Below are 20,677 nucleotides of genomic sequence, written 5' to 3'. Positions count from 1 at the left end.
CCCACCTGGCGGCTACGCGGCCATTTTTCTCCACCAACGCGCCTTTAACCAGGCATGTTTTGATGGGTAACCCTATTAAGTGAATTATTCCCTTCTTCCCATCTGTACATATGTGTTCTAGTCTCATCGGCAAGCGATAGCAGTCACTCGAAGAGTGACAACGAGCCATCACCCGCGCTCGACGGCGGCGCTGCGGTCACCTGAGGCTGACCGACCCCCGCGCCGTAGTCGAGGGCAAACCCCGCAGATGGCGCGGCTTACCTCCGCCTCGGAGTGACACCCGAGGCCGATGCACTAACGTCCGCATGTCTCTAGGTGTGGCTCGTGACGGCTGTCGCTTCTCACCCCGAAAGGCAGAACACATGAATACACGACGCATTGTTGCCGCTGGATCGGTGACAGCGTTGGCCGCGGCCAGCGCTTTCGCTCTCAGCGTCAACTCGGCCTCGGCAGAGCCACTCTCCGCCGAGATCGACAACGCACTCCAGGCCATGGAGCAGCATCTCGACCCGCAAATGCTCGAGGCACTGACCGAGGAGTTGGGAATCAGCGCCGACGAAGCCAAGCAGCGCCTGGCAATGGAGTCGGTCGCCTCAAACATCCAGTCCGACCTGGACTCCCGCTCCGACTTCGCCGGGCTGTGGCTCAACGAGGACTCCTCTGAGATCTTCGTTGCCACCACCGGTGGGGCGGTGACGGCCGCGGGGGTCACGCACGTGACCGTCGAGCACGCGCTCTCGGACCTGACCGCGATCACCGATGAGCTGGAGTCTCTGGGCGAGAACGCCTACGAGGACAACGTCTACGGGTGGTACATCGACGTCACCTCCAACGACATTGTCGTCGAAGCCGCCACCCAGGCCGATGGGCGCGCCTTTGTCGATATGGCGGGTATCGACGCCGACATGGTCACCATCGATGCGGACGTCGAGGAGCCGCAGCTCTTCCACGTGACGGGAGGCGACCGCTACGACCTGCCCATGAACAGCTGGTGTTCGGTCGGTTTCGCGGCTACCAAAAACGGTAAGCCCGGCTTTACCACTGCCGGGCACTGTGGAAGTGTGGGCACTTCTTTGCAGGGTGGCAACGCGGCCCCTGGCCGGTTCGTCGACTCGATTTTCCCGGGTAAGGACAATGCTTGGGTCTCGACTCAGACAACCGACCTGCGCGCCCAAGTTCTCACCAGCTCAGGCACGGTCGCGGTGACGGATTCCAGCGTGGCCCCCATCGGTTCGAATGTCTGCCGTTCCGGCGCCACCACTGGCTGGCGGTGCGGAACTGTTCAGGCCTTCAACCAGTCGGTTTCCTACGCGCAGGGCACCGTTCACGGCATGACGCGGACTAGCGCCTGCGCGCAGGGCGGTGACTCCGGTGGAGCGTTCATCGCGGGCACCAGCGCCCAGGGCATGACCTCGGGTGGATCGGGTAACTGCTCCACTGGTGGAACCACCTACTTCTACCCGCTCAACCCGACGCTGAACGACTTCGGGCTACAGCTGGTCACCAGCTAATAGGTAGGGCCTGGGCAGTATCGAATTGGTAGGCCGAGGCCGGGGAACCGGGACTATATATAGTGTCGGCTCCCCATCGACTGACATAAGGCCGTATTCACCGCCGGCAGACGGGGTGTCACTCGTATTTCGAGTGACACCCCGTCTGTTTTCACGATTCGATTCCCGCCCGGGCCCTCAGGTGGCACGAAATCTGCCGTCGTATCCATCTACGACAAGCATCCTCGGTTACTGCCCGGTGGCGAATATGAACGGCCCCACGCGCTCACCGAGACTAGTGCGATCGCGCGAGCTTAGAGCTCCTATCAGGTTTGTTTCCGTGGCGAGGATGGTGTGCTGTCAGTGCGTGGGGAGGCGGAGGCCCTTGTTCATACCCAGCGGGTATGGGCAAGGGCCGACAACGCGGCCAGGCGCGACATCACTCCACCGCAGTAGGAAGAGAAACCTGATAGGAGCTCTTAGGCCCACAGGATGAGAAATTCACACTGGTGGTCAGGCCAGAGAAAACCCATAAGTTGTCTGGTTCATCGGCCGTACCTTCGAATCCAAGTAACACCGCCCCCACTGCCGCTCTCTGGTTACACGTCCAGCTCTCCACAGGGACACGCGGCGGCCTCCCCGCCACAAACGATCGCCATATGGCGCGGCGTGATGGCGTCCCCTGACGAAATTTCATCCTCATTTCGCGTGCCGCTTGCTCACAGATAGCAACCGAATCAACCGTAGTTTTCTATTCATTGAATGGAATGTCCATTAAATCCACAATCCAATTCCATCATTCGAATACTCTCCGTAGTCACAATCAGAGGCCACAACCAACAATTTGCCCGTAGGACTTCACCATCATTTGGCATCACTGCGCAGTAGATCCATTTAGTTTGCTTCGGGTACCCAACTAAAAAAGGCCCTGTCATTCAGTGAATTATTGGAACGTTCATACATATCGATCTGCATCACTTTGTGACCTAGCCTGGGAATCAGCCTCAGAGGTGTAACGCAGGTTACTCCTCGTGGCACCCTCACCCGCCCTTTAGTCTCCGGTTGTTGCCGGTGCCCTCACCCGAAAGGCATAACGATGCGAAAAAGTCGAATTCTCGCTGGTGGTGCAGCAGCTACCCTTGCTGTCGCTGGCGCCTTCGCTTTTAACACCTCAGCCTCGGCCCAGACCCTGGACGCCGACATTGCGGATGCGCGAGCCGACCTGGTCGGAAACGTAGACACCGAACTTCTCGGTGCCATGACCGAACACTTCGGAATCTCCGAAGGGGCCGCCCTGGACCGCCTGGCTCTCGAAAGTGTCGCCTCCGACCTCACCAGCGAACTGTCCGCCGAGGCTGGCTTCGCTGGCCTGTGGGTCAACGCGGACGGAACCGAAATCAACGTCGCGACCACCGAAGGAAGCGAGCTGTCCACCCCGGGAGTCAACGAGGTTCCCGTCAAGTACGACCTGGCCACCCTGGACCGGGTCATTGGCGTGCTCGATGACCACGCTGGCGTCAAAGGTGAAGAAGGCGTCTACGGCTGGTATGTCGACGTCATGAACAACGAAGTCGTCGTCGAGGCCGCATCGACCGAAGCCGGCGAGGCATTCGCCGAGGCCGCTGGCGTCAACACCGACCTCGTCAGCTACAACACCGACGTGGAGGCTCCCGAAACCTTCATCGTCCGTGGTGGCGACTCCTACAGCACCAACGTGGGAACCTGCTCGGTCGGGTTCGGCGTCTACCACGGCAGCACTCCGGGCTTCGTGACCGCCGGTCACTGTGGCAGCCAGGGTGCCGCTGTTACCCGTGGCAACGCCGCCCCCGGTACCTTCCAGCAGTCGGTCTTCCCCGGCAACGACGCCGCCTGGGTCTCCGTTTCCGCTGGTAAGAACGTGACCGGTACCGTCAACACATACTGGGGCACCCGCGCTGTCCACAACGCCAACGAGGCCGCCATCGGTGCTTCGATCTGCCGCTCCGGCCAGACCACCGGTTGGCACTGTGGAACCATTCAGGCTAAGAACCAGTCTGTTTCCTACCCGCAGGGCACCGTGCACGGCATGACGCAAACCAGCGTCTGCGCCGAGCCGGGCGACTCCGGCGGAGCCTACATCACCGGTAACAGCGCCCAGGGCGTCACCTCCGGCGGCTCCGGCAACTGCTCGTGGGGCGGTACCACGTACTACCAGCCGATCCTGCCGATGCTGAACGCCTGGAACCTGACCCTGGCCACCGCCTAATCAGGACCGAGGACTGCCGATGTGGACGCGTAGTTGAGCCTGGACTCCTTCCTAGACCAAGACCGTAAACCTCATCGCCAATCCCTAACCACATAAGAAGAGCGGTGGACGGTACTACAACGGCACGTGAATCCGAGACTCACAGCCGCAGTACCGTCCACTTCTTCTCTCCTGGCCGCACGATCACGTTCACTGAGTTTTCCCATCGGTGGATCACCTCATGGACATAAGGATTTCCAGGACGGCCGTGGACCAAGCCTCAAGGGCGGTAGCTTCAACACCTGGGGAAACGTCGCTATCGACACGAACGAACGCGATCACCGGTCGCGGCAGGCCCTTCATGCGCGCAGCGAGTGAAACCTGACCCTGGTGACGCCCGACACTTCATGGAATGTTATTCATATTCATAAGAATCAATGGCGATGTGACCGAGGGCCATGGGCAACCCATTCACACTCGGCGCGGAGCCATTGGGCGAAGGCTGGTTCTGATTACCCCCAGAGCCAGGCTCTCCCCTCTGAAGACCGACGAGAAGGGTAGGCGCATCACGCTCGGCGCTACCCGACCGCGGTTGTCAGACATAACTGAATACGCCCCAACGGTACAGAAAGTCCATACCCGGTCGAGGACTAAAGATATGGCATGGAAGATGCCCCTTTCCCGGACTTCGCTCTGGTCGCCTTCGTATCGATCAGAGTCGAAAGAGGAACCGGCCGCCCTCCTCGCGGCCTTGGTTCGGCACTGAGAAGTCCTCCACTTCGCAGATGCGGAAGCCACCTCCTGGTATGGACTCACCTGCGCCCACATATCCCAATCCCATTGCCTGCTTGGCAATCCCCTATATACCCCGGTAGGAACAAATGAAAACGAAACGCATCCTCGCTGGCGCCTCTGCGGCAGCGATCGCAACCGTCGGTATCTTTACCTTCTCCACCTCCGCAGCCAATGCCAACGGTCTAGCCGCTGAGATAGCCCAGGCCCGCGTCGACTTGGTCGACACCGTGGACGCCGGACTGGTCGCGGCCATGTCAGACACCTTCGGTATCTCCACCGAAGCCGCCTATGACCGACTCGCGCTAGAAGCGGTCGCCTCCGAACTCGAAAGTGAACTTTCCACCAACTCGGATTTCGCGGGGCTGTGGATCAGCGAAGACGGCACCGACATTCACGTCGCCCTCGCTGGGGACATCGACCGCGTTGCCGACATCGATAGCGAGTTGAGCACGAGGTACGTCGACCGGTCGCTTGCGGATCTGGACGAAATCATCGACCAGCTCAACGCACACGCCGACCTGGCGGACGCCGATGAAACGTTCGGCTGGTTCGTCGACGTGACTGCTAACGCGGTCGTTGTCAGCGCCGATTCCCAGCAGGCGGCCACCGAGTTCATCTCCTCCGCCGGGGTGGACCCCGAGGCCGTGCTGATCGACACCGAGACCGAGGCATTCGAACCCGAGCACGTCCGTGGCGGTGAACGCTATGTGGCGGGTGGAAACATCTGCTCAGTCGGCTTCTCGGTCCGCCAGGGCAACACGCCCGGTTTCGTGACCGCCGGCCACTGCGCCTCGGCTGGCACGAGCGTGACCAGCGGCAACGCCGCACCTGGCACGTTTGTGAATTCGATCTTCCCCAGGCAAGATGCCGCATTTGTCAGCGTCAGCGCGGGCAAGACTCTGTTCCCTCACGTGACCATGCACAACGGTTACAGCCGCGTGGTCCACAACTCGAACGAGGCCGCCGTGGGCGCTAGCATCTGTCGCTCGGGCCAGACCACTGGTTGGCGGTGTGGAACGATTCAGGCCAAGGGCCTCACGGTCAACTACTCGCAGGGTCCGGTCTACAACATGACCCGCACCACCGCTTGTTCCTCAGGTGGCGACTCTGGAGGAGCGCACATCAGTGGCAACAGTGCCCAGGGAATTCACTCCGGAAGCTCTGGCGCGTGTAACAACGGTGTTGGTGACGCCTTGTTCTACCCGCTGAACCCGGTGCTGAACCAGTGGAACCTGTCTTTGGTGACGTCCTAAAGGGTTCTGTTTCACTTCTCGACATTGACGCCGGTCGGTAGTGAGCGGACATTCTCGTCATTCATTACCGACCAGCCTCACCGCAAAAAGCATCGACACTAAAAATCGACAGGTGTTGAATACGATCGATCGATATTGATTTTTATCAATATCCTCACACGTAACACCGGCTGGAACGGTTGATCTTTACCGGCAAGATATATGACCCACCCGCGCAGCGGGTGGGTCATTCTCGTTGCCGGAAACAAAGGCATAGGAAGGTGCAAACATTCTTATTCATGCCCACCCAGCGCTTGCGTCAGTGAATCAATAGTTTAATTGCGGGGCACTCACAACCTACTCAAGGGTTGATATTCAGTGAATTATTGACATCTTTGAATTCCTGGAACGCTGCCCTAATCTAAGATCAGCATCCGAAGTCGCCACCTTGGAGCTCCGGACGCGAATCGCCCTTTTCCCTAACGGGATGTTGCTCTATGCCTTACCCCTCGAAAGGCACACCATGAAAACAAAACGAATAGTGGCCGCAAGCGCCGCCGCAATCGTTGCCTCAGCAGGCGTTCTTGCCCTGAATACCTCGGCTTCCGCCCACACTTTGGAAGCTGAGATCAACGATGCTCGTGCTGACCTAGTCGGCAATGTCGACACCAACATGCTGGAGGCGATGACCGAACACTTCGACATCAGCGTCAACGAAGCATACGACCGCCTCGCCCTCGAAAGCGTCGCCACCACCCTCGAAGCCGACCTAGCCTCTGAGGCCGGATTCGCCGGACTATGGATCGCCGAAAACGGCGAAGACATCATCGTCGCCTCAACCTCCGGCGTCTCCATAACCGCGAACGAAGTCACCGTCATCGAGGCGAAGTACACCCTCGATGAACTGGAGTACACCTCCTCACAGTTCAACCCGGTCGCGGAAGCGGCAAGCGACTACGGAATTCACGGCTGGTACGTGGACGTCATGGACAACTCGGTGGTCCTCGAAGCGGCCACCACCGACGGAGCCAAAGAGTTCGCCTCCCTGGCGGGTGTGGACAGCTCGAATATCGTTATCGATATCTCCAGCGAAGCTCCCCAGACGGCCTACGTCGCTGGTGGGATTCTGCAGGGAACCAACACTTCCAGCTGCTCGGTCGGCTTCGCCGTCCTCCGCGGCAACACCAAGGGCTTCGTCACCGCCGGCCACTGCGGCCGCGTCGGCGCCCAAGTAACCCGAGGCAACCCCGCCCCGGGCATCTACCGCAACTCGGTCTTCCCCGGCGCAGACGCCGCATTCGTCGAAGTCGCCTCCAACAAGACCCTCTACCCACTAGTCCGCACCAGCAGCAGCTGGACCCAAGTCAACAACGCCACCGAAGCCCCCATCGGCGCCAGCATCTGCCGCTCGGGCATCACCACCGGATGGCGCTGCGGCTCCATCCAAGCCAAAAACCAAACCGTCAACTATTCCCAGGGCGCCGTCCACGGCATGACCCGAACCTCCGCCTGTGTCAACAGCGGTGACTCGGGTGGATCGTTCATCTCCGGAAGCAGCGCCCAAGGCGTCACCTCCGGCGGACTCCTCGGCTGCGGAGGTGGCAACACCTGGTCGGTTTTCCAGCCGATCTGGCCAATGCTCAACAGCTGGAACCTGACGCTGGTCACCCAGCAAGTCAACTAGCCGAACCCAACCGTTAACACCGCAGTGGTTTGATGAGCCAAGACCCAGGGACTTATGTAAGAGTGCAAGCTCAAGGCCGCAGGAGGCGCAGTTCACACAGATAGCCAGCCCACCAGAACGCCGAAAGCCCCATTTACATAAGCCTCCTAGGCCCTCTAGCTCAGATATCCCCTTCTCTAGGGGCCGACTCATTGCAGTCGGCCCCTTTTACGTGCCCTTCCCCAGGGACGCCTCAGACAGGCCCGACTCTCTCATTAGTGATCTTGACATAAGTAAGCAAACGACTAGGTCGACTGACGAGATCACTCCGCTCCCCCATTCGAGAATGACAACTACGCATGGACCATTATCAATATCCCCACCCGCCACCCCCAGTCACACTCCTATTGGCCATACCCAACAAATTATTCCCCCATGCCGCCTTAGCTGCTTTTACACAAATCCCGGAGCGAAGGCGATAACCACCGCTGACATTTGTTCCCACCACTAAAGAAGGCATACTTATCCCTAAACAAAGGTTTGTTTGGAAGATGTCCACAACTGGACCATTACCTGATATTCAGTGAATTATTGACATCTTTAAATTCACTGAATGCTGTTCTACGCTGAACTCAGCATCCGTGGTACGCCTACCCCGGTTACCCGGATGTGAATCGCCCTTTCCCTTGTGGATGTTGTTTCGTGCCTCACCCTGAAAGGCAACACAATGAAAGTAAGACGAGTAATTGCCGGAGGCGCAGCCGCTACCCTGGCTGTGTCCGGCGTTCTTGCCCTGAATACCTCGGCTTCCGCCCACACTTTGGAAGCTGAGATCAACGATGCTCGTGCTGACCTAGTCGGCAATGTCGACACCAACATGCTGGAGGCGATGACCGAACACTTCGACATCAGCGTCAACGAAGCATACGACCGCCTCGCCCTCGAAAGCGTCGCCACCACCCTCGAAGCCGACCTAGCCTCTGAGGCCGGATTCGCCGGACTATGGATCGCCGAAAACGGCGAAGACATCATCGTCGCCTCAACCTCCGGCGTCTCCGTGACCGCCTCCGAGATCACCTCGGTCGACGCGAAGTACTCGCTGGCCGAACTCGAAAGCGCCACCGCGGAATTCGCGTCGGTGTCTGTCGACCCGCTCGACTATGGGGTCTACGGCTGGTACGTGGACGTCGTGAACAACTCGGTGGTCCTCGAAGCGGCCACCACCGACGGAGCCAAGGAGTTCGCCTCCCTGGCGGGCGTCGACAGCTCCGCCGTTGTCATTGACACCGCTGTGGAAGCACCGGACACCTTCTATGTGGCTGGTGGAATCCTGCAGGGAACCAACACTTCCAGCTGCTCGGTCGGCTTCGCCGTCCTCCGCGGCAACACCAAGGGCTTCGTCACCGCCGGCCACTGCGGCCGCGTCGGCGCCCAAGTAACCCGAGGCAACCCCGCCCCGGGCATCTACCGCAACTCGGTCTTCCCCGGCGCAGACGCCGCATTCGTCGAAGTCGCCTCCAACAAGACCCTCTACCCACTAGTCCGCACCAGCAGCAGCTGGACCCAAGTCAACAACGCCACCGAAGCCCCCATCGGCGCCAGCATCTGCCGCTCGGGCATCACCACCGGATGGCGCTGCGGCTCCATCCAAGCCAAAAACCAAACCGTGTCCTACCCGCAGGGTCAAGTGCGCGGACTGACGCGTACTTCCGCTTGTGCCGAACCTGGTGACTCGGGTGGATCGTTCATCTCCGGAAGCAGCGCCCAAGGCGTCACCTCCGGCGGCTCCGGCAACTGCCGGACCGGTGGAACGACGTTCTACCAGCCGATTCTCCCGATGTTGAACAGCTGGAACCTGACGCTGGTCACGCGGACGATCAACTAAGACCGAAGTGGCAAAGTGAGTGAGAATCTAGTACTCTAGCTCACACATCCTCTTCTCTAGGGGTCGACTCGGCGCAGTCGGCCCCTTTTACGTGCCCTTTTCGCCCCCTCACTGGCACCATCTCGCAGCCTGTGCCGGCAGTGTGCCTTTGCCAATGGCCTCGCTTCGGGCCAGTGGCATCACTTGTTGGGCCCCAAATACCTGGCCCTTCTCAGACCAGCCCCTCATGCCAAAGGACAACCCCGGGGTCGGTCAGGGATGCCACTTGGTCAACCACCACCCGCAACCGGGTCGCGTCGTCCTCGGCTTCTTTCCACCAAGCGGCAAACGGTGGATCCAAGTGGGTGGGAGCGTGCTCAAACAAGAATTCGACTAGTTCCACCAGGATCTGACGCTGGCGGGCATACTGCTGGTCCTCGGAACGTTTACGCATGACATAACGCCAGGCGACCCCCTTGAGCAAGGCGCACCAGGCCCGCTCGCGCTCGGGGACGACGAGATTCGCGCTATAACCGCGTAGCGGCTGTTGCCCGTAGCGATCGCGGGTGGCCTCTACTGCAGCATCGACTAGACGTCCCACCATCGCCGAGGTAAATGACTTCAGCGCCACCTGCGCGCCCACGCTACCGTCGTAGGAACGAATATGCTTCATGGCCGGGAACCGCAAGAGTGAGTCAAGCTCGGCTTCCAGTTCGGTGGCCGACAGCGGTGAATAGATTCTGGCAGCGTCCTCGCACAGGGCACGCCGCTCGCTCTCGGTGGCGAACAGCATCTCGATTTGGTCGGTGACGAAGCCGGTGAACAAAGCGTCCTCCACGTCGTGGACCGAGTAGGCCACATCGTCCGACCAGTCCATGACTTGAGCTTCCATGCATGGCCTTCCCGGTCGCGCACCCTGGCGGAACCAGGTGAAGACCGGCTGGTCGTCGGCGTAGACGCCAAACTTTCGGGTGCCTTCTCGCCGCTGCCAGGGATATTTGCACGCGGCATCCAGCGACGCGCGGGTGAGGTTGAGTCCCGCGCTATTGCCATCGGCATCGAGCACCTTCATTTCCAGGCGCGACAGCAGCCGCAACGTCTGGGCATTACCCTCAAATCCTCCGCATGGCTGGGCGACGATGTTGAGGGCTGATTCGCCGTTATGCCCGAAAGGTGGGTGCCCCAGGTCGTGGGCCAATCCAGCCACATCGACCACATCGGGATCGCATCCCAGCCGTGTACCCAGCTCGCGGGCAATCTGCGCGACTTCGAGGGAATGCGTCAGCCGTGTGCGCAAGAAATCGTCGGTACCGGCGGTGTGGACCTGGGTCTTGGTGGCAAGGCGACGGAATCCGGCCGAGTGGAGGACTCGAGCCCGGTCACGTTGAAACGGCGAGCGCGTCGCGGCGGAAGGGCCCGACCCTTCCAAGACGTAGCGGTCTTCAGCAGGGTCATTCATATGCCCGAGCCTACCGGCAGTAATGGGGAGGCTCCACTCTTTGTTTCCAAACTTAAGGTGTCAAACGGACAACCACCGCTGCGGCTAGGCCCCAACCAACCCGGCCACGCACTTGGAGTGCGTGGCCGGGTGCGGAATTCAGTGATGCTCATGCGGTGCGGAGTCTCACCGGTTCGTACGCGGGCGTTTCATTTCCCGTCCGATGGTTTCGCTACCGTGCTGACGCACAAGCGGCAATATTCACTTCGCGGTGTTGGTTGGCTGGCTTCTACTCCAGGTACATCCGGACCAGACCGACGTCGTCACCGTCTTCGGCACCGTGTGCCCAAGCGAAGACCGTCAGCGGAGCCACATCGGAGCTCTCCGAGTCCGACCATGGGTCGGAAGGAATCAACGAGTTCTCGAACTCCGCGATGTCAATCCACAGTGCCAGTGCCGCGTTGCCAGGGGCATCGGCGGCGAAGCTGGTGAACCGCGAGTCGTTTGCCAGCGAATCGTAGTTCAGGTTGCCTTCGCTGAGGGTGTATCGGTCCCCGTCGAGGCTGCCCGCGTCGGGCCCGGTGGCGAGCCCTGCGCTGTGGAGCCACTGGTCAAGAGCATCGCCTTGGCCTGACTTCAGGTTGGCCGCCAGTTCAATCGCGAACTCGTCGGCATCGGCATTGCCGCCTACAGCGACAGTCACGTTCGAACCAGCCAGGATTTCCATCAGTTCCTGGAAGTCGGGGCCACCGGCGCCAATCGGGTCTCCGGCACCGCCTGGGTTGTCGCTTTCCAGGCCATAGAGGATGTAGCGGGTGTCGAGTTCGAGATAGCGATCGAATTCTTCGTTGCTGAGGCTCATGATGTCTTCATCCCACATGAGTTGCAGCTCTTGCAGCTCGTCCCATTCGGCGTCGGTCAGGGCGCCTTCGCGGTCGTAGTCGTCCCAGCCGGTGTCCCAGTCGTCCATCGAGTCACCGGGGCCCATGGCGAGTTCCTCGAACAGGCCAATGAAGTCTTCGGTCTGCTGTGGCAGGTCCTCGGGCAGGGTCAGGCTGGCCGCCAGCGGGGCGGCGGGCAGCTCGCCCATGCGGTTGAGCAGGTCGGAGTCGCCGGGCAGCATGGCCTCGTCGTCGGAGTAGACACGGTATTGGGTTTCGAAGCCATCATCGAAGGCACGGAAGCCCATGATGATGGATCCGGTGAAGTCGTCATCGTTGGTGAGCTCGGCGAAGTCTTCGCCGCCGAAGATTTCGGCGTAACCGGATTCTTGAAGCTCATCGAGGTCAGCCCAGAAAGTGATGAGCTGGTCTCCACTTAGCCAGCCTTTGGCCTCGTTGTAGCCAGCGCTATCCGACATGGGCGCGGAGGCGGATTCGGTTTGTACCTTCGACAGGGCTGCCTCGGCGTTGTCGTCACCGGCCACAATGAGGACCGAGCCGTCTGAGACCTCGTAGGCCAGTTCGCCCGGCTCAATGTCGGAGGTTTCGACGATGCGCTTCATGCCAGCTTCGGCCGCGCTGTCGTCGGTGCTGGACAGGGAGAAGACCACGTATGGGTCATCGCCATCGGACCAGATGGCCATTGCTCCGCGATTTCCAAGCCAGGAGACGAGGTCGGCGTCGGGATCGAAGTCGACCTCGGCGTGTTCGTTGAACAGGTCGATGATCGCTTGGTCGCGATCTTCGGCAATGTCGACTTCGTCGAACTTGTTCATGAGGCGCAACAGCTTCGGTGTCTGGTCAAAGCTGGGGTCCAGGTTGACTTCCATGTAGAAGCCCGCTGAGGCCGGAAGCGTTTCGGCCGGGTCGGGGCCGCCTTTGAGCACGTTGGTGAACAGGAAAAATCCGCCAACGCCGAGGACGAGAACCAAAGCTAGTACGGAGGCGATGGCGATCTTGCCGCCGTTGCCTTTCTTCGGCGGCGGGCCCATCGGCCCGTATCCCATTCCCATTGGGGGCGGGCCCATCGGAGGTTGTCCTCCTGCGGGCGCTGTCATATAGGGCTGCGTTGGCTGCTGCATTCCCGGTGGCGGGTATTGCGGCTGGGTCGGCTGCGGTTGCGTGGGCGAGGCGGGCGGTGGTGGCTGGTTTGGATCGAAGTGCGGTGGTTGTCCACCGCTAGGGGGCATGTGGCTCATGATTCTCACCTATGAATTCCGGCTTTGGATAGGAAGTTAAAAGCCACAGTACTGAGAATGCGCATGAGCTGACTCCCCTGTTCATGCCACTTGCGGCCCAGCCCTCATTATCTCAGCTATTCATAACTTTTAGTCGGCAGGTTGATCACGCTCGGCAGCTTATGTGGAGTAGCGTCACAGCTGGGGAGGCAATTCGCTCTTTGGTATAAAACCGAAAAAAGGTGGTTATGGGAGCATTTGGCTCGCTTTGCTCACCGGTGGCACAGCAGGGCATATAAAGGCAAGTGACATAATCGCCGACCACAATACTGAAAGGTACTGATTAGACTGTCCATAAAGTACTTAACTGGCTCCATGGACAGTCCATAAGCGATTATCAATTGGTGTCTCAACGCTTGTGAAACGGTCGACCCTTGAGAATCTCCGCACCTATAGTTCGTAGACCGAACCGGGCCGGACGACTTCCACCGGCCCCGTATACGCTTGGCGAGCCTCGGACAGAGCCGTCTCTGCCGAGCCCCAGGGATAGACCAGGTGAGTCAGCAAGAGTCGGCCCGCACCAGCCTTGGTCGCGCACTCTCCGGCTTCCTTCCCGGTCAGGTGGACGCCCTTGGGATTTTCACGTTCCTCGGTATAGGCCGCCTCGGCCAACAACACATCGCAGTGAGTGGCCAGTCGATCCAACGCCTCACATTGGCCGGTATCAGAGGAATAGGTCAGCGACCGACCCCGGTATTCCAGTCTCACTCCGTACGTCTCCACCGGATGGGTGACCCGGTCGACGGTGACCGAAAACGGCCCGAGCTCGAATGTGCTCGGCTTAAGTGTGTGGACGTCATAAACATCGGTCAGGGACGAACAGTGGCGCTCGCCCTCGCCGCCATAGGCCGCCACGAGCCGCTGATGGGTGTTCTCAGGCCCATAGATCCTCAGCGGCGGATACGGACCAGTCGGGGCGTAGCGACGCATGACCGCGTACGGGCAGGCGTCAAAGAAGTGGTCAGCGTGCAGGTGAGTGAGAATCACGGCGTCGAGGTCGTGTGGGTCGATGACATTTTGCAGGTTCCCCAGCGAGCCCGAACCGAAGTCGATGAGCAGCTTGAAGCCCTCGGCCTCCACCAAATAGGCCGAGCACGGTGAGTCGGGTGCCGGGAAAGACCCGGCACAGCCGATAACGGTGAGTTTCATTGTTCAATCACGCCCCATCCAATTTTTCGCAAGCCAGGTTGGGGAACTGGCCTCCGAGGATTCGTCGTGCGGTCCGGGTGAACGCATCGGGGTCTCCAGTCACCAAGATTTGATGCGCCTCCACCGGCAGGCTCGTCTCGTCAGCGGGGGCCAGCAGTTCCCGCTCCGTCAGCAGCCGGTAGAGCTCGTTGGCGCATTCCTCGGCACTGGACACCAAAGTCACGTCTTCTCCCATCACCAGGCCGATCAACCCGGACAGCAGTGGGTAATGTGTGCAACCCAGGACGACTGTGTCAACTCCGGACTGCTTTAGCGGCTCAAGGTAACCTTGCGCCAGCCCTAGCAGCTGTCGCCCGGTTGTCACTCCCCGTTCCACGAAATCGACGAAGGCGGGAGCGGCGACTGTCGACACCCTCAGACCGGGCACAACATTGAAGGCGTCCGGGTAGGCTCCCGAGGCAATGGTGGAAGGGGTACCGACCACCCCAATATGGCCGGTTTTCGAGGTGGCGACGGCCCTTCGCACAGCCGGTCGAATCACTTCGACGACTGGAATGTCATAGCGTTGACGAATGTCGGCAAGGCTGGCCGCCGAGGCGGAATTACATGCCACAACGAGCGCTTTGACCCCCTGTTCTACCAGGTGGTCGCATATTTCCAGACTGTATTTACGCACCTCGGCTATCGGCCGTGGGCCATATGGAACGCGGGCAGTGTCGCCCACGTACACAAGGCGCTCGTGCGGCAACTGGTCAAGGACCGCTCGGGCTACGGTCAGGCCGCCGACGCCGGAGTCGAAGATCCCGATCGGCGCGTTCAACATAAGGGTGCAAGCCTACGTCGGCAACGCATGGGGCCATCATGCGGCGAGGGGCTTATGTCGTCAACCTGACAGGTGTCGGTTATCACACTTACACCCCATTTTTCACTCTATGCCCTTCAGTCACACACGCCCAGTGACGTGCTTCCGATCATGGTACCCCTGTGGACACCAGCGAAAACACGGAAATGGGGGCCGCAGAGTACTCGAGTGAGCCGGATCGAAGGCCACAAAGGCCCCCGAACTCACTTTCAGAGATCGACTGAGTCTCGCTGCGACGGCCGACACGGAATCCTCCACTTGCCCTGAGTCATCGCACCCTCACCGCGACTGAACGGCCGAACTTGAGCGAAAACACACCAAAATAGTGACCCTGACCTCGGCACATGAAGGCTCAAAGGCCAACGGCGCCCACTACATGAGGGCAATCAGCGCCAGTGCCACAGCCAGAGTCATCGTCGAGGCCGCCAGAAGCAGCCAGGGAATACCCCGAAATCGCACTGAGGCAAACGCGCTCATGGCCAGCAACATTCCCACCACGCCCGTACCGGTAAACACCGGCTGGAACCAGGCCGGAGCTCCGCTGAAGATCTGGACCAGCGCGACGATCGCAGTGCCAACCCCGGCCAAGACCAGCGTCAACGCCCATACCGCCACCCCGGCTAGACGGCGCAGCCGCAACTGCGGTGTATCCACGCGCGGGGCGGAGGGGCCCGTGCCTGGGAGCGGGAAATCGGCGTCGTGACGCGCGCGGTCGGCCTTGCGCTGGCGGCGCAAGACGGGATTGGCCACTTTCGCGCGAGCGATGATCTTGTCCAGCGGAGACTCGCCCCGCGCGGGCTCCTCGGCGGAGGTCGGCTCGGAGGTAACCGAGGAGTGCGGCACGTGCATCTGAGAAGAGCTCATAGTGCCAAGTGTGGGGAATCCCGCCTCGGAGAAACTCGCTGTGGGACCAGAATCGGCAAAAGTGTCCGTGTCCCGATCGGAGATGGCGGTTGCGGTTGAGTTACCAGCGGCCAGGTCCTCACCCTGGCGCGAAGCCGGAATGGAATCGTGGCTCGCGTCTGTTGCGCGGTCGGTGGTGCTCATCTGGATAAAGGTAGCAGGCTCCAATGAGTGTTCCGTTGTGCCAGCCCGCTGTATCACCAATGGGTTACGCCCCAGGGCGAAGCATTGGTGCGATTGTCATTCAGGGAGGTCAGCGGGTTCAACGGGGTTCATTGAGACGTATGCGAAAGTGCGGGTTCGCAGTCACACGAAGCGCGGTCGCCGCGAAGAAGACCCTAGAGGCGGGGCCTCGCCGTCGGGCTCTGTGGCCCATACAACTGGCCTCACCGATGATGGGAGACGTTCCCGCCCATGACAAAGGGGCCCGCACCCAGACATCGCGCCCCGGGCCGAGCCCCACCTGTAACCGGCTACAGCTGATCAAGCCCAGACCTGTCCGTCCAGGTTCTCGGTGGCCTCGTCGAAGTCCGAAGAGTAAGCGCCGGTCGACAAGTACTTCCAGCCCGCGTCAGCCACCAACAGCGCGATATCGGCCTCGCGGCCAGCCTTGGCCTCCTGCTTGGCGATCGCCAAACCCGCGTGCAGTACCGCACCGGTGGACAATCCCGCGAACAGCCCCTCTTCGGAGAGAACCGCGCGGGCGGCCCGAAGGGCATCGTCGGTTCCCACCGACAGCCGCCGGGTCAACACCGATTCGTCATACAGTTCGGGAACGAAGCCCTCATCGAGGTTGCGCAGTCCGTAGACAAGCTCTCCGTAGCGAGGTTCGGCGGCCACGATCTGCACATCGTCTTTCTCCTTGCGCAGGAAACGGCCGACGCCCATCAAGGTGCCGGTCGTGCCCAGACCCGCGACAAAGTGCGTGATCTCAGGCAGGTCGCGCAGTATCTCCGGGCCGGTGGTGTTGAAGTGCGCAGCCTCATTGGCCGGATTGGCGTACTGGTTGAGAGACACCAACTCTGGACGCTGTTTCGCGATCTCGCGAGCCTTCGCCACCGCCATGTTGGAACCGCCAGCGGCGGGCGAGTACACCATTTCCACGCCGAAGGCGGTCAGCAGTTGCTTACGTTCCTCCGAAGTGTTCTCGGGCATCACGCAAATGAGCTTGTAGCCCTGGCGGCGGCACAGCATCGCCAGCGCGATTCCCGTGTTGCCGCTGGAGGGTTCGATGATGGTATCGCCCGGCGACAGCCTGCCGTCCGCCTCGGCCTGGGCGATCATCTGGGCGGCGACGCGGTCTTTAATGGAACCGGTCGGGTTCTCACCTTCGAGTTTTGCCCATAGCCGCACCCCGCTAGCTGGGGAGAGCCGCGGCAGACCCACCAGTGGCGTGTCGCCCAGAGTGTCGGGGAGGGAGTCGAATCGTGCCACGGCTGCCTCCTTACATTCGGTCGACGGAGCCCCCGGCTACGGCCGGGAGGATGGTGACGGTGTCGCCCTCGGACAGTTCGGCTTCGAGGCCGCCCAGGAAGCGGATGTCCTCGTCATTGACGTAGACGTTGATGAAGCGGTGCAGGCTGCCTTCGTCGGTCACCACGCGGCCTTTGATTCCCGAGTGGTTGGCATCGAGGTTGTCGAACAGGTCGGCGACGGTCTTGCCCTCGCCGGTGACGACTTTTTCGCCACCGGTGTGGCTGCGGAGGATCGTGGGGACGCGAACATGGATCGACATGGTGAGTTCCTTAATGGTCGGACGGGTTGTTGCGGCGCACACTCGCGTGTGGCACAGATGCGTGTGAACCGAAGAGGCATCGCCTCTTCGGAAAATCAACGACAGTCGTAGATGACGGCGTCGGGAGTGTGGGCGAATTTATACGACTGCACGTCGTCGGGCGCGCCCGTGACACAGATGGCCTCTTCGGTGATCTGCCCGTCAATGATGCGAAAAGAGCGCACCTGAGCTACGTCGGGATCGCGGGTGGCGATGAGGACGTAGTGGGCTTCCGGAATGGCCGCGATGGACGCGTCGGTGCGCGACGGATATGCCTCGGTGGCCGTGTGGGAGTGGTAGATCACAGTGGGAATCTCGTCGGCGTCTTCCATCCCGTTGTAGACCTGCAGCCATTCGGTCGAATCGAACTCATAGAAGGTGGTGGACCGAGCGGCATTGGTCATGGGGATGTGGCGCTGAGGCTCGCCGGACACGGCGGGGCCGGCGATGATGCCACAAGCCTCGTCCGGATGGTCGGCGCGGGCGTGGGCGATCATCGCTTCAATGAGGTCATGCGATATCCGCAACACGCGACCAAGCGTACACGTTTCAGGGTGCGCGGCCCACCTTCAACTAGCGGTGTTCACAGAGTGAGACGTGGGTGGTTATGCATGTCACAGGGGGTGCGACGGGCCCAGCGGGGTGGTCAAAATGGGTGATTTCGGGCCGCTGTGGGCATCTGTCGCGGGCGACTTCGACCCGCGTGCTGGGCCTCGATGGCACATGCTGACCCCAAAGCGGTGAGTCGTGCGCGACAGTGGGACGTGGCTGACGCTCATGACCGAAGCGGTGACTTCCGAGCGGACGAGAGCTAGGCTCACAGTCATGACCATCGGCGACTCTGTACACACGCCCACTCCATTGCGGACCGACCACTACGAGTTCACCATGCTGGAGGCCGCGCTGGCGGGCCACAATGGTGACAAGCAGTGCGTGTTTGAGGTTTTCTCGCGTCGACTGTCGTCGGGGCGCCGCTATGGCGTGGTCGCGGGGATCGCGCGGCTGGCCGAGGCCATCGAGACATTCCGGTTCTCTGAGGAAACCCTCGATTTCCTCAGGCGCGACAACGTGGTTGCCCGCTCCACAATCGACTGGCTGCGAGACTATCGCTTCTCTGGAGACATTGACGTATACCGCGAGGGAGATCTGTACTTCCCCGGATCCCCCATAGCCACGGTGCGGGGAACGTTCGCCGAATGCATCCTGCTGGAGACCCTCACGCTGTCGATTTTGAACCATGACAGCGCGGTCGCCTCGGCGGCCGCCCGCATGGTCACGGCCGCACGCGGACGCCCCATCTTGGAGATGGGCGGTCGCCGCACCCACGAATCGGCCGCAGTCGCGGCCGCTCGGGCATCCTATTTGGCTGGCTTCTCCGCCTCGTCCAACCTGGCCGCCGGAGCTCGTTGGGGAGTGCCCACCGGCGGCACCAGCGCTCACGCTTTCACGCTACTGCACGGCGATGAAAAGGAAGCCTTCCGAGCCCAGATCGCCCAGTACGGCACCGACACCACCTTGCTGGTCGACACCTACGACATCACGCAGGGCATTCGCAACGCCATCGAGGTTGCTGGCCCACGCCTGCGCTCCATCCGCATTGACTCGGGCGACTTGAGCGAGATGGCAATGCAATCACGCGAACTACTGGATTCTCTGGGCGCCAAAGACACCAAGATCATCGTGTCTGGGGACTTGGACGAGTACGCGATCGCGGCGCTCTCCGGCGCCCCAGTGGACACATACGGGGCTGGCACCGCCGTCGTCACCGGGTCGGGTGTTCCCACGGCGGGTTTTGTCTACAAGCTCGTCGAAGTCGAGGGACGTCCCGTGGCCAAGCGCTCCGAGTCCAAAGTGACCGTGGGCGGGGCGAAGACGGCGATACGACGCCATAAACCAACCGGTACCGCGATCGAGGAAGTGGTGGTCGCGCAAGGCCGTCCCGACCGACAGCCTGGGGACCAAGACCTCCAGGTGCCTCTGTTCCGCGGCGGAAAGCCAATGGAGCTGCCCAGCCTGAGTCGCTCACGCGAGTTCCTGCGGCAGCGACTGATCTCGATCCCTTGGGAGGGTTTGAAGCTGTCGCCTGGCGACCCGGCGATCCCGGTCATCATCCGCTAACCCCCGCGAGTGGCATCCCAAAGTCATCCACTTAGGTCAACCGGCGCGCAGTCGCGTTTCGAGGGCTGACTGCCCTGAGCCCTCACTTCAAGACGAAGGTGCGCTTCGACAGCCCCATCCAAAAGCCATCAATGGCCGTCTGCGCGGGTTGCTCGATTTTTGTGGCCGCGCCAAAGGTGACAAAGAGTGGGACGAAGTGGTCAACCGTCGGATGCGCATAGGACACACCGGGCGCGATCGCGCGGTAGTTCGCCAGTGCCTCGATGTCACCTGTGGAGAGCGCTTCGGCGGCCCAGGCATCGAACTCGCGAGACCAACTTGGAACCTGGATTCCAGCGATGGCGTCGCGGTCGAGAAATGGCAGGCCGTGGGTCATAAACCCGGAGCCAATCACCAAGACGCCTTCATCCCGCAAGTGACCCAGACGCCGACCCAAATCCAGCAGTTGATGCGGGTCATGGGTGGGGATGCTCATCTGCACGACCGGCACGTCCGCGTTGGGGTACATGGCCATCAGGGGCACCCAGGCCCCATGGTCGAGGCCACGGGAGACGTGCTGGTGGACCGGTTCTCCATCGGGCATGGCCGCGGCCACCCGCTGAGCCAGTCTGGTTGAGTCGGGGGTGGCGTAGGTGAGTTCGCGGTAGACCGGGTGAAAACCCGAGAAGTCATAGACCAAGTCGCCGCCGGAGGCGGTGAGCGCCACTGGCGCGGCTTCCCAGTGCGCGCTGATGATGACGATGCCACGGGGCTTGGGCATGCTTTGGGCCAGCGCGAATAGCTGGGCGATCCAGTCGGCTTCGGTCAGTAGCGGCGGGGCCCCGTGACTGAGATAGACCGACGGCAGTGCTGGGTCGGTCTCAGTCCATTCTTCGGTGGAGGCCGAGGCCGTACGCGCGGCAGGCAGGAAATCCGCATAGGCCTTGATCGGTTGCGCGGTCGTGAGCACGAGAATCCCCTAATACTTGAAGCTTCAACTAATATAC

Annotated in this window: 15 protein-coding genes; 6 read left to right on the top strand and 9 right to left on the bottom strand. The window is 61.1% G+C overall.

Annotated features, from left to right (window positions below):
- The first annotated feature begins 362 nt into the window (after positions 1–362).
- From JQS30_RS03060 to JQS30_RS03040, 5 genes are all read left to right on the top strand, one after another.
- Complete coding sequence (locus JQS30_RS03060) at positions 363–1,511, top strand: S1 family peptidase (protein ID WP_213171930.1); 1,149 nt, start codon at positions 363–365, stop codon at positions 1,509–1,511.
- 1,075 nt (positions 1,512–2,586) lie between these two features.
- The gene (locus JQS30_RS03055) at positions 2,587–3,735 is read left to right on the top strand and encodes a S1 family peptidase (RefSeq protein ID WP_213171929.1); all 1,149 of its coding nucleotides are present in this window, start codon (positions 2,587–2,589) and stop codon (positions 3,733–3,735) included.
- A gap of 860 nt (positions 3,736–4,595) precedes the next feature.
- Positions 4,596–5,762 carry a S1 family peptidase gene (locus tag JQS30_RS03050; protein ID WP_213171928.1) on the top strand — a complete coding sequence of 389 codons (1,167 nt, stop codon included), beginning with the start codon at positions 4,596–4,598 and terminating at the stop codon, positions 5,760–5,762.
- A 502-nt stretch (positions 5,763–6,264) separates the two neighbouring features.
- Entirely contained in the window at positions 6,265–7,425 is a 1,161-nt protein-coding gene (locus JQS30_RS03045) for a S1 family peptidase (protein WP_213171927.1), read from the top strand.
- A gap of 706 nt (positions 7,426–8,131) precedes the next feature.
- The gene (locus tag JQS30_RS03040) at positions 8,132–9,289 is read left to right on the top strand and encodes a S1 family peptidase (protein ID WP_213171926.1); all 1,158 of its coding nucleotides are present in this window, start codon (positions 8,132–8,134) and stop codon (positions 9,287–9,289) included.
- Between the two features lie 211 nt (positions 9,290–9,500).
- On the opposite strand, the gene JQS30_RS03035 is transcribed toward JQS30_RS03040, so the two are convergent.
- The 8 genes from JQS30_RS03035 to JQS30_RS03000 all read right to left on the bottom strand — a co-directional run bounded on the left by JQS30_RS03035 (position 9,501) and on the right by JQS30_RS03000 (position 18,103).
- Positions 9,501–10,727, bottom strand: a complete 1,227-nt coding sequence (locus tag JQS30_RS03035) for a deoxyguanosinetriphosphate triphosphohydrolase (protein WP_213171925.1) — start codon at positions 10,725–10,727, stop codon at positions 9,501–9,503.
- A gap of 268 nt (positions 10,728–10,995) precedes the next feature.
- On the bottom strand, positions 10,996–12,846 hold the full coding sequence (locus JQS30_RS03030) for a hypothetical protein (RefSeq protein WP_213171924.1): 1,851 nt from the start codon (positions 12,844–12,846) through the stop codon (positions 10,996–10,998).
- Positions 12,847–13,275: 429 nt separating this feature from the next.
- The gene (locus JQS30_RS03025) at positions 13,276–14,034 is read right to left on the bottom strand and encodes an MBL fold metallo-hydrolase (RefSeq protein WP_213171923.1); all 759 of its coding nucleotides are present in this window, start codon (positions 14,032–14,034) and stop codon (positions 13,276–13,278) included.
- 7 nt (positions 14,035–14,041) lie between these two features.
- Positions 14,042–14,857: a glutamate racemase gene (gene murI / locus JQS30_RS03020; RefSeq protein ID WP_213171922.1), complete on the bottom strand. Its 816-nt coding sequence runs from the start codon at positions 14,855–14,857 to the stop codon at positions 14,042–14,044.
- A gap of 411 nt (positions 14,858–15,268) precedes the next feature.
- Positions 15,269–15,943, bottom strand: coding sequence for a hypothetical protein (locus tag JQS30_RS03015; RefSeq protein WP_213171921.1), 675 nt, complete (start codon positions 15,941–15,943; stop codon positions 15,269–15,271).
- Positions 15,944–16,282: 339 nt separating this feature from the next.
- Positions 16,283–17,233: a PLP-dependent cysteine synthase family protein gene (locus tag JQS30_RS03010; RefSeq protein WP_213171920.1), complete on the bottom strand. Its 951-nt coding sequence runs from the start codon at positions 17,231–17,233 to the stop codon at positions 16,283–16,285.
- Positions 17,234–17,243: 10 nt separating this feature from the next.
- Positions 17,244–17,534, bottom strand: a complete 291-nt coding sequence (locus JQS30_RS03005; RefSeq protein WP_213171919.1) for a ubiquitin-like small modifier protein 1 — start codon at positions 17,532–17,534, stop codon at positions 17,244–17,246.
- A gap of 95 nt (positions 17,535–17,629) precedes the next feature.
- Entirely contained in the window at positions 17,630–18,103 is a 474-nt protein-coding gene (locus JQS30_RS03000; RefSeq protein WP_281398616.1) for a M67 family metallopeptidase, read from the bottom strand.
- Between the two features lie 295 nt (positions 18,104–18,398).
- Here JQS30_RS03000 and JQS30_RS02995 point away from each other — a divergent pair, with 295 nt between their 5' ends.
- Entirely contained in the window at positions 18,399–19,691 is a 1,293-nt protein-coding gene (locus JQS30_RS02995; protein ID WP_213171918.1) for a nicotinate phosphoribosyltransferase, read from the top strand.
- A gap of 82 nt (positions 19,692–19,773) precedes the next feature.
- Here JQS30_RS02995 and JQS30_RS02990 read toward each other — a convergent pair whose 3' ends face one another.
- Positions 19,774–20,640, bottom strand: coding sequence for a dioxygenase family protein (locus JQS30_RS02990; RefSeq protein ID WP_213171917.1), 867 nt, complete (start codon positions 20,638–20,640; stop codon positions 19,774–19,776).
- Between the last annotated feature and the right edge of the window lie 37 nt (positions 20,641–20,677).

The organism is Natronoglycomyces albus, assembly GCF_016925535.1.
Taxonomy (GTDB): domain Bacteria; phylum Actinomycetota; class Actinomycetes; order Mycobacteriales; family Micromonosporaceae; genus Natronoglycomyces; species Natronoglycomyces albus.
This window is presented reverse-complemented; position numbering and strand designations above follow the sequence as displayed.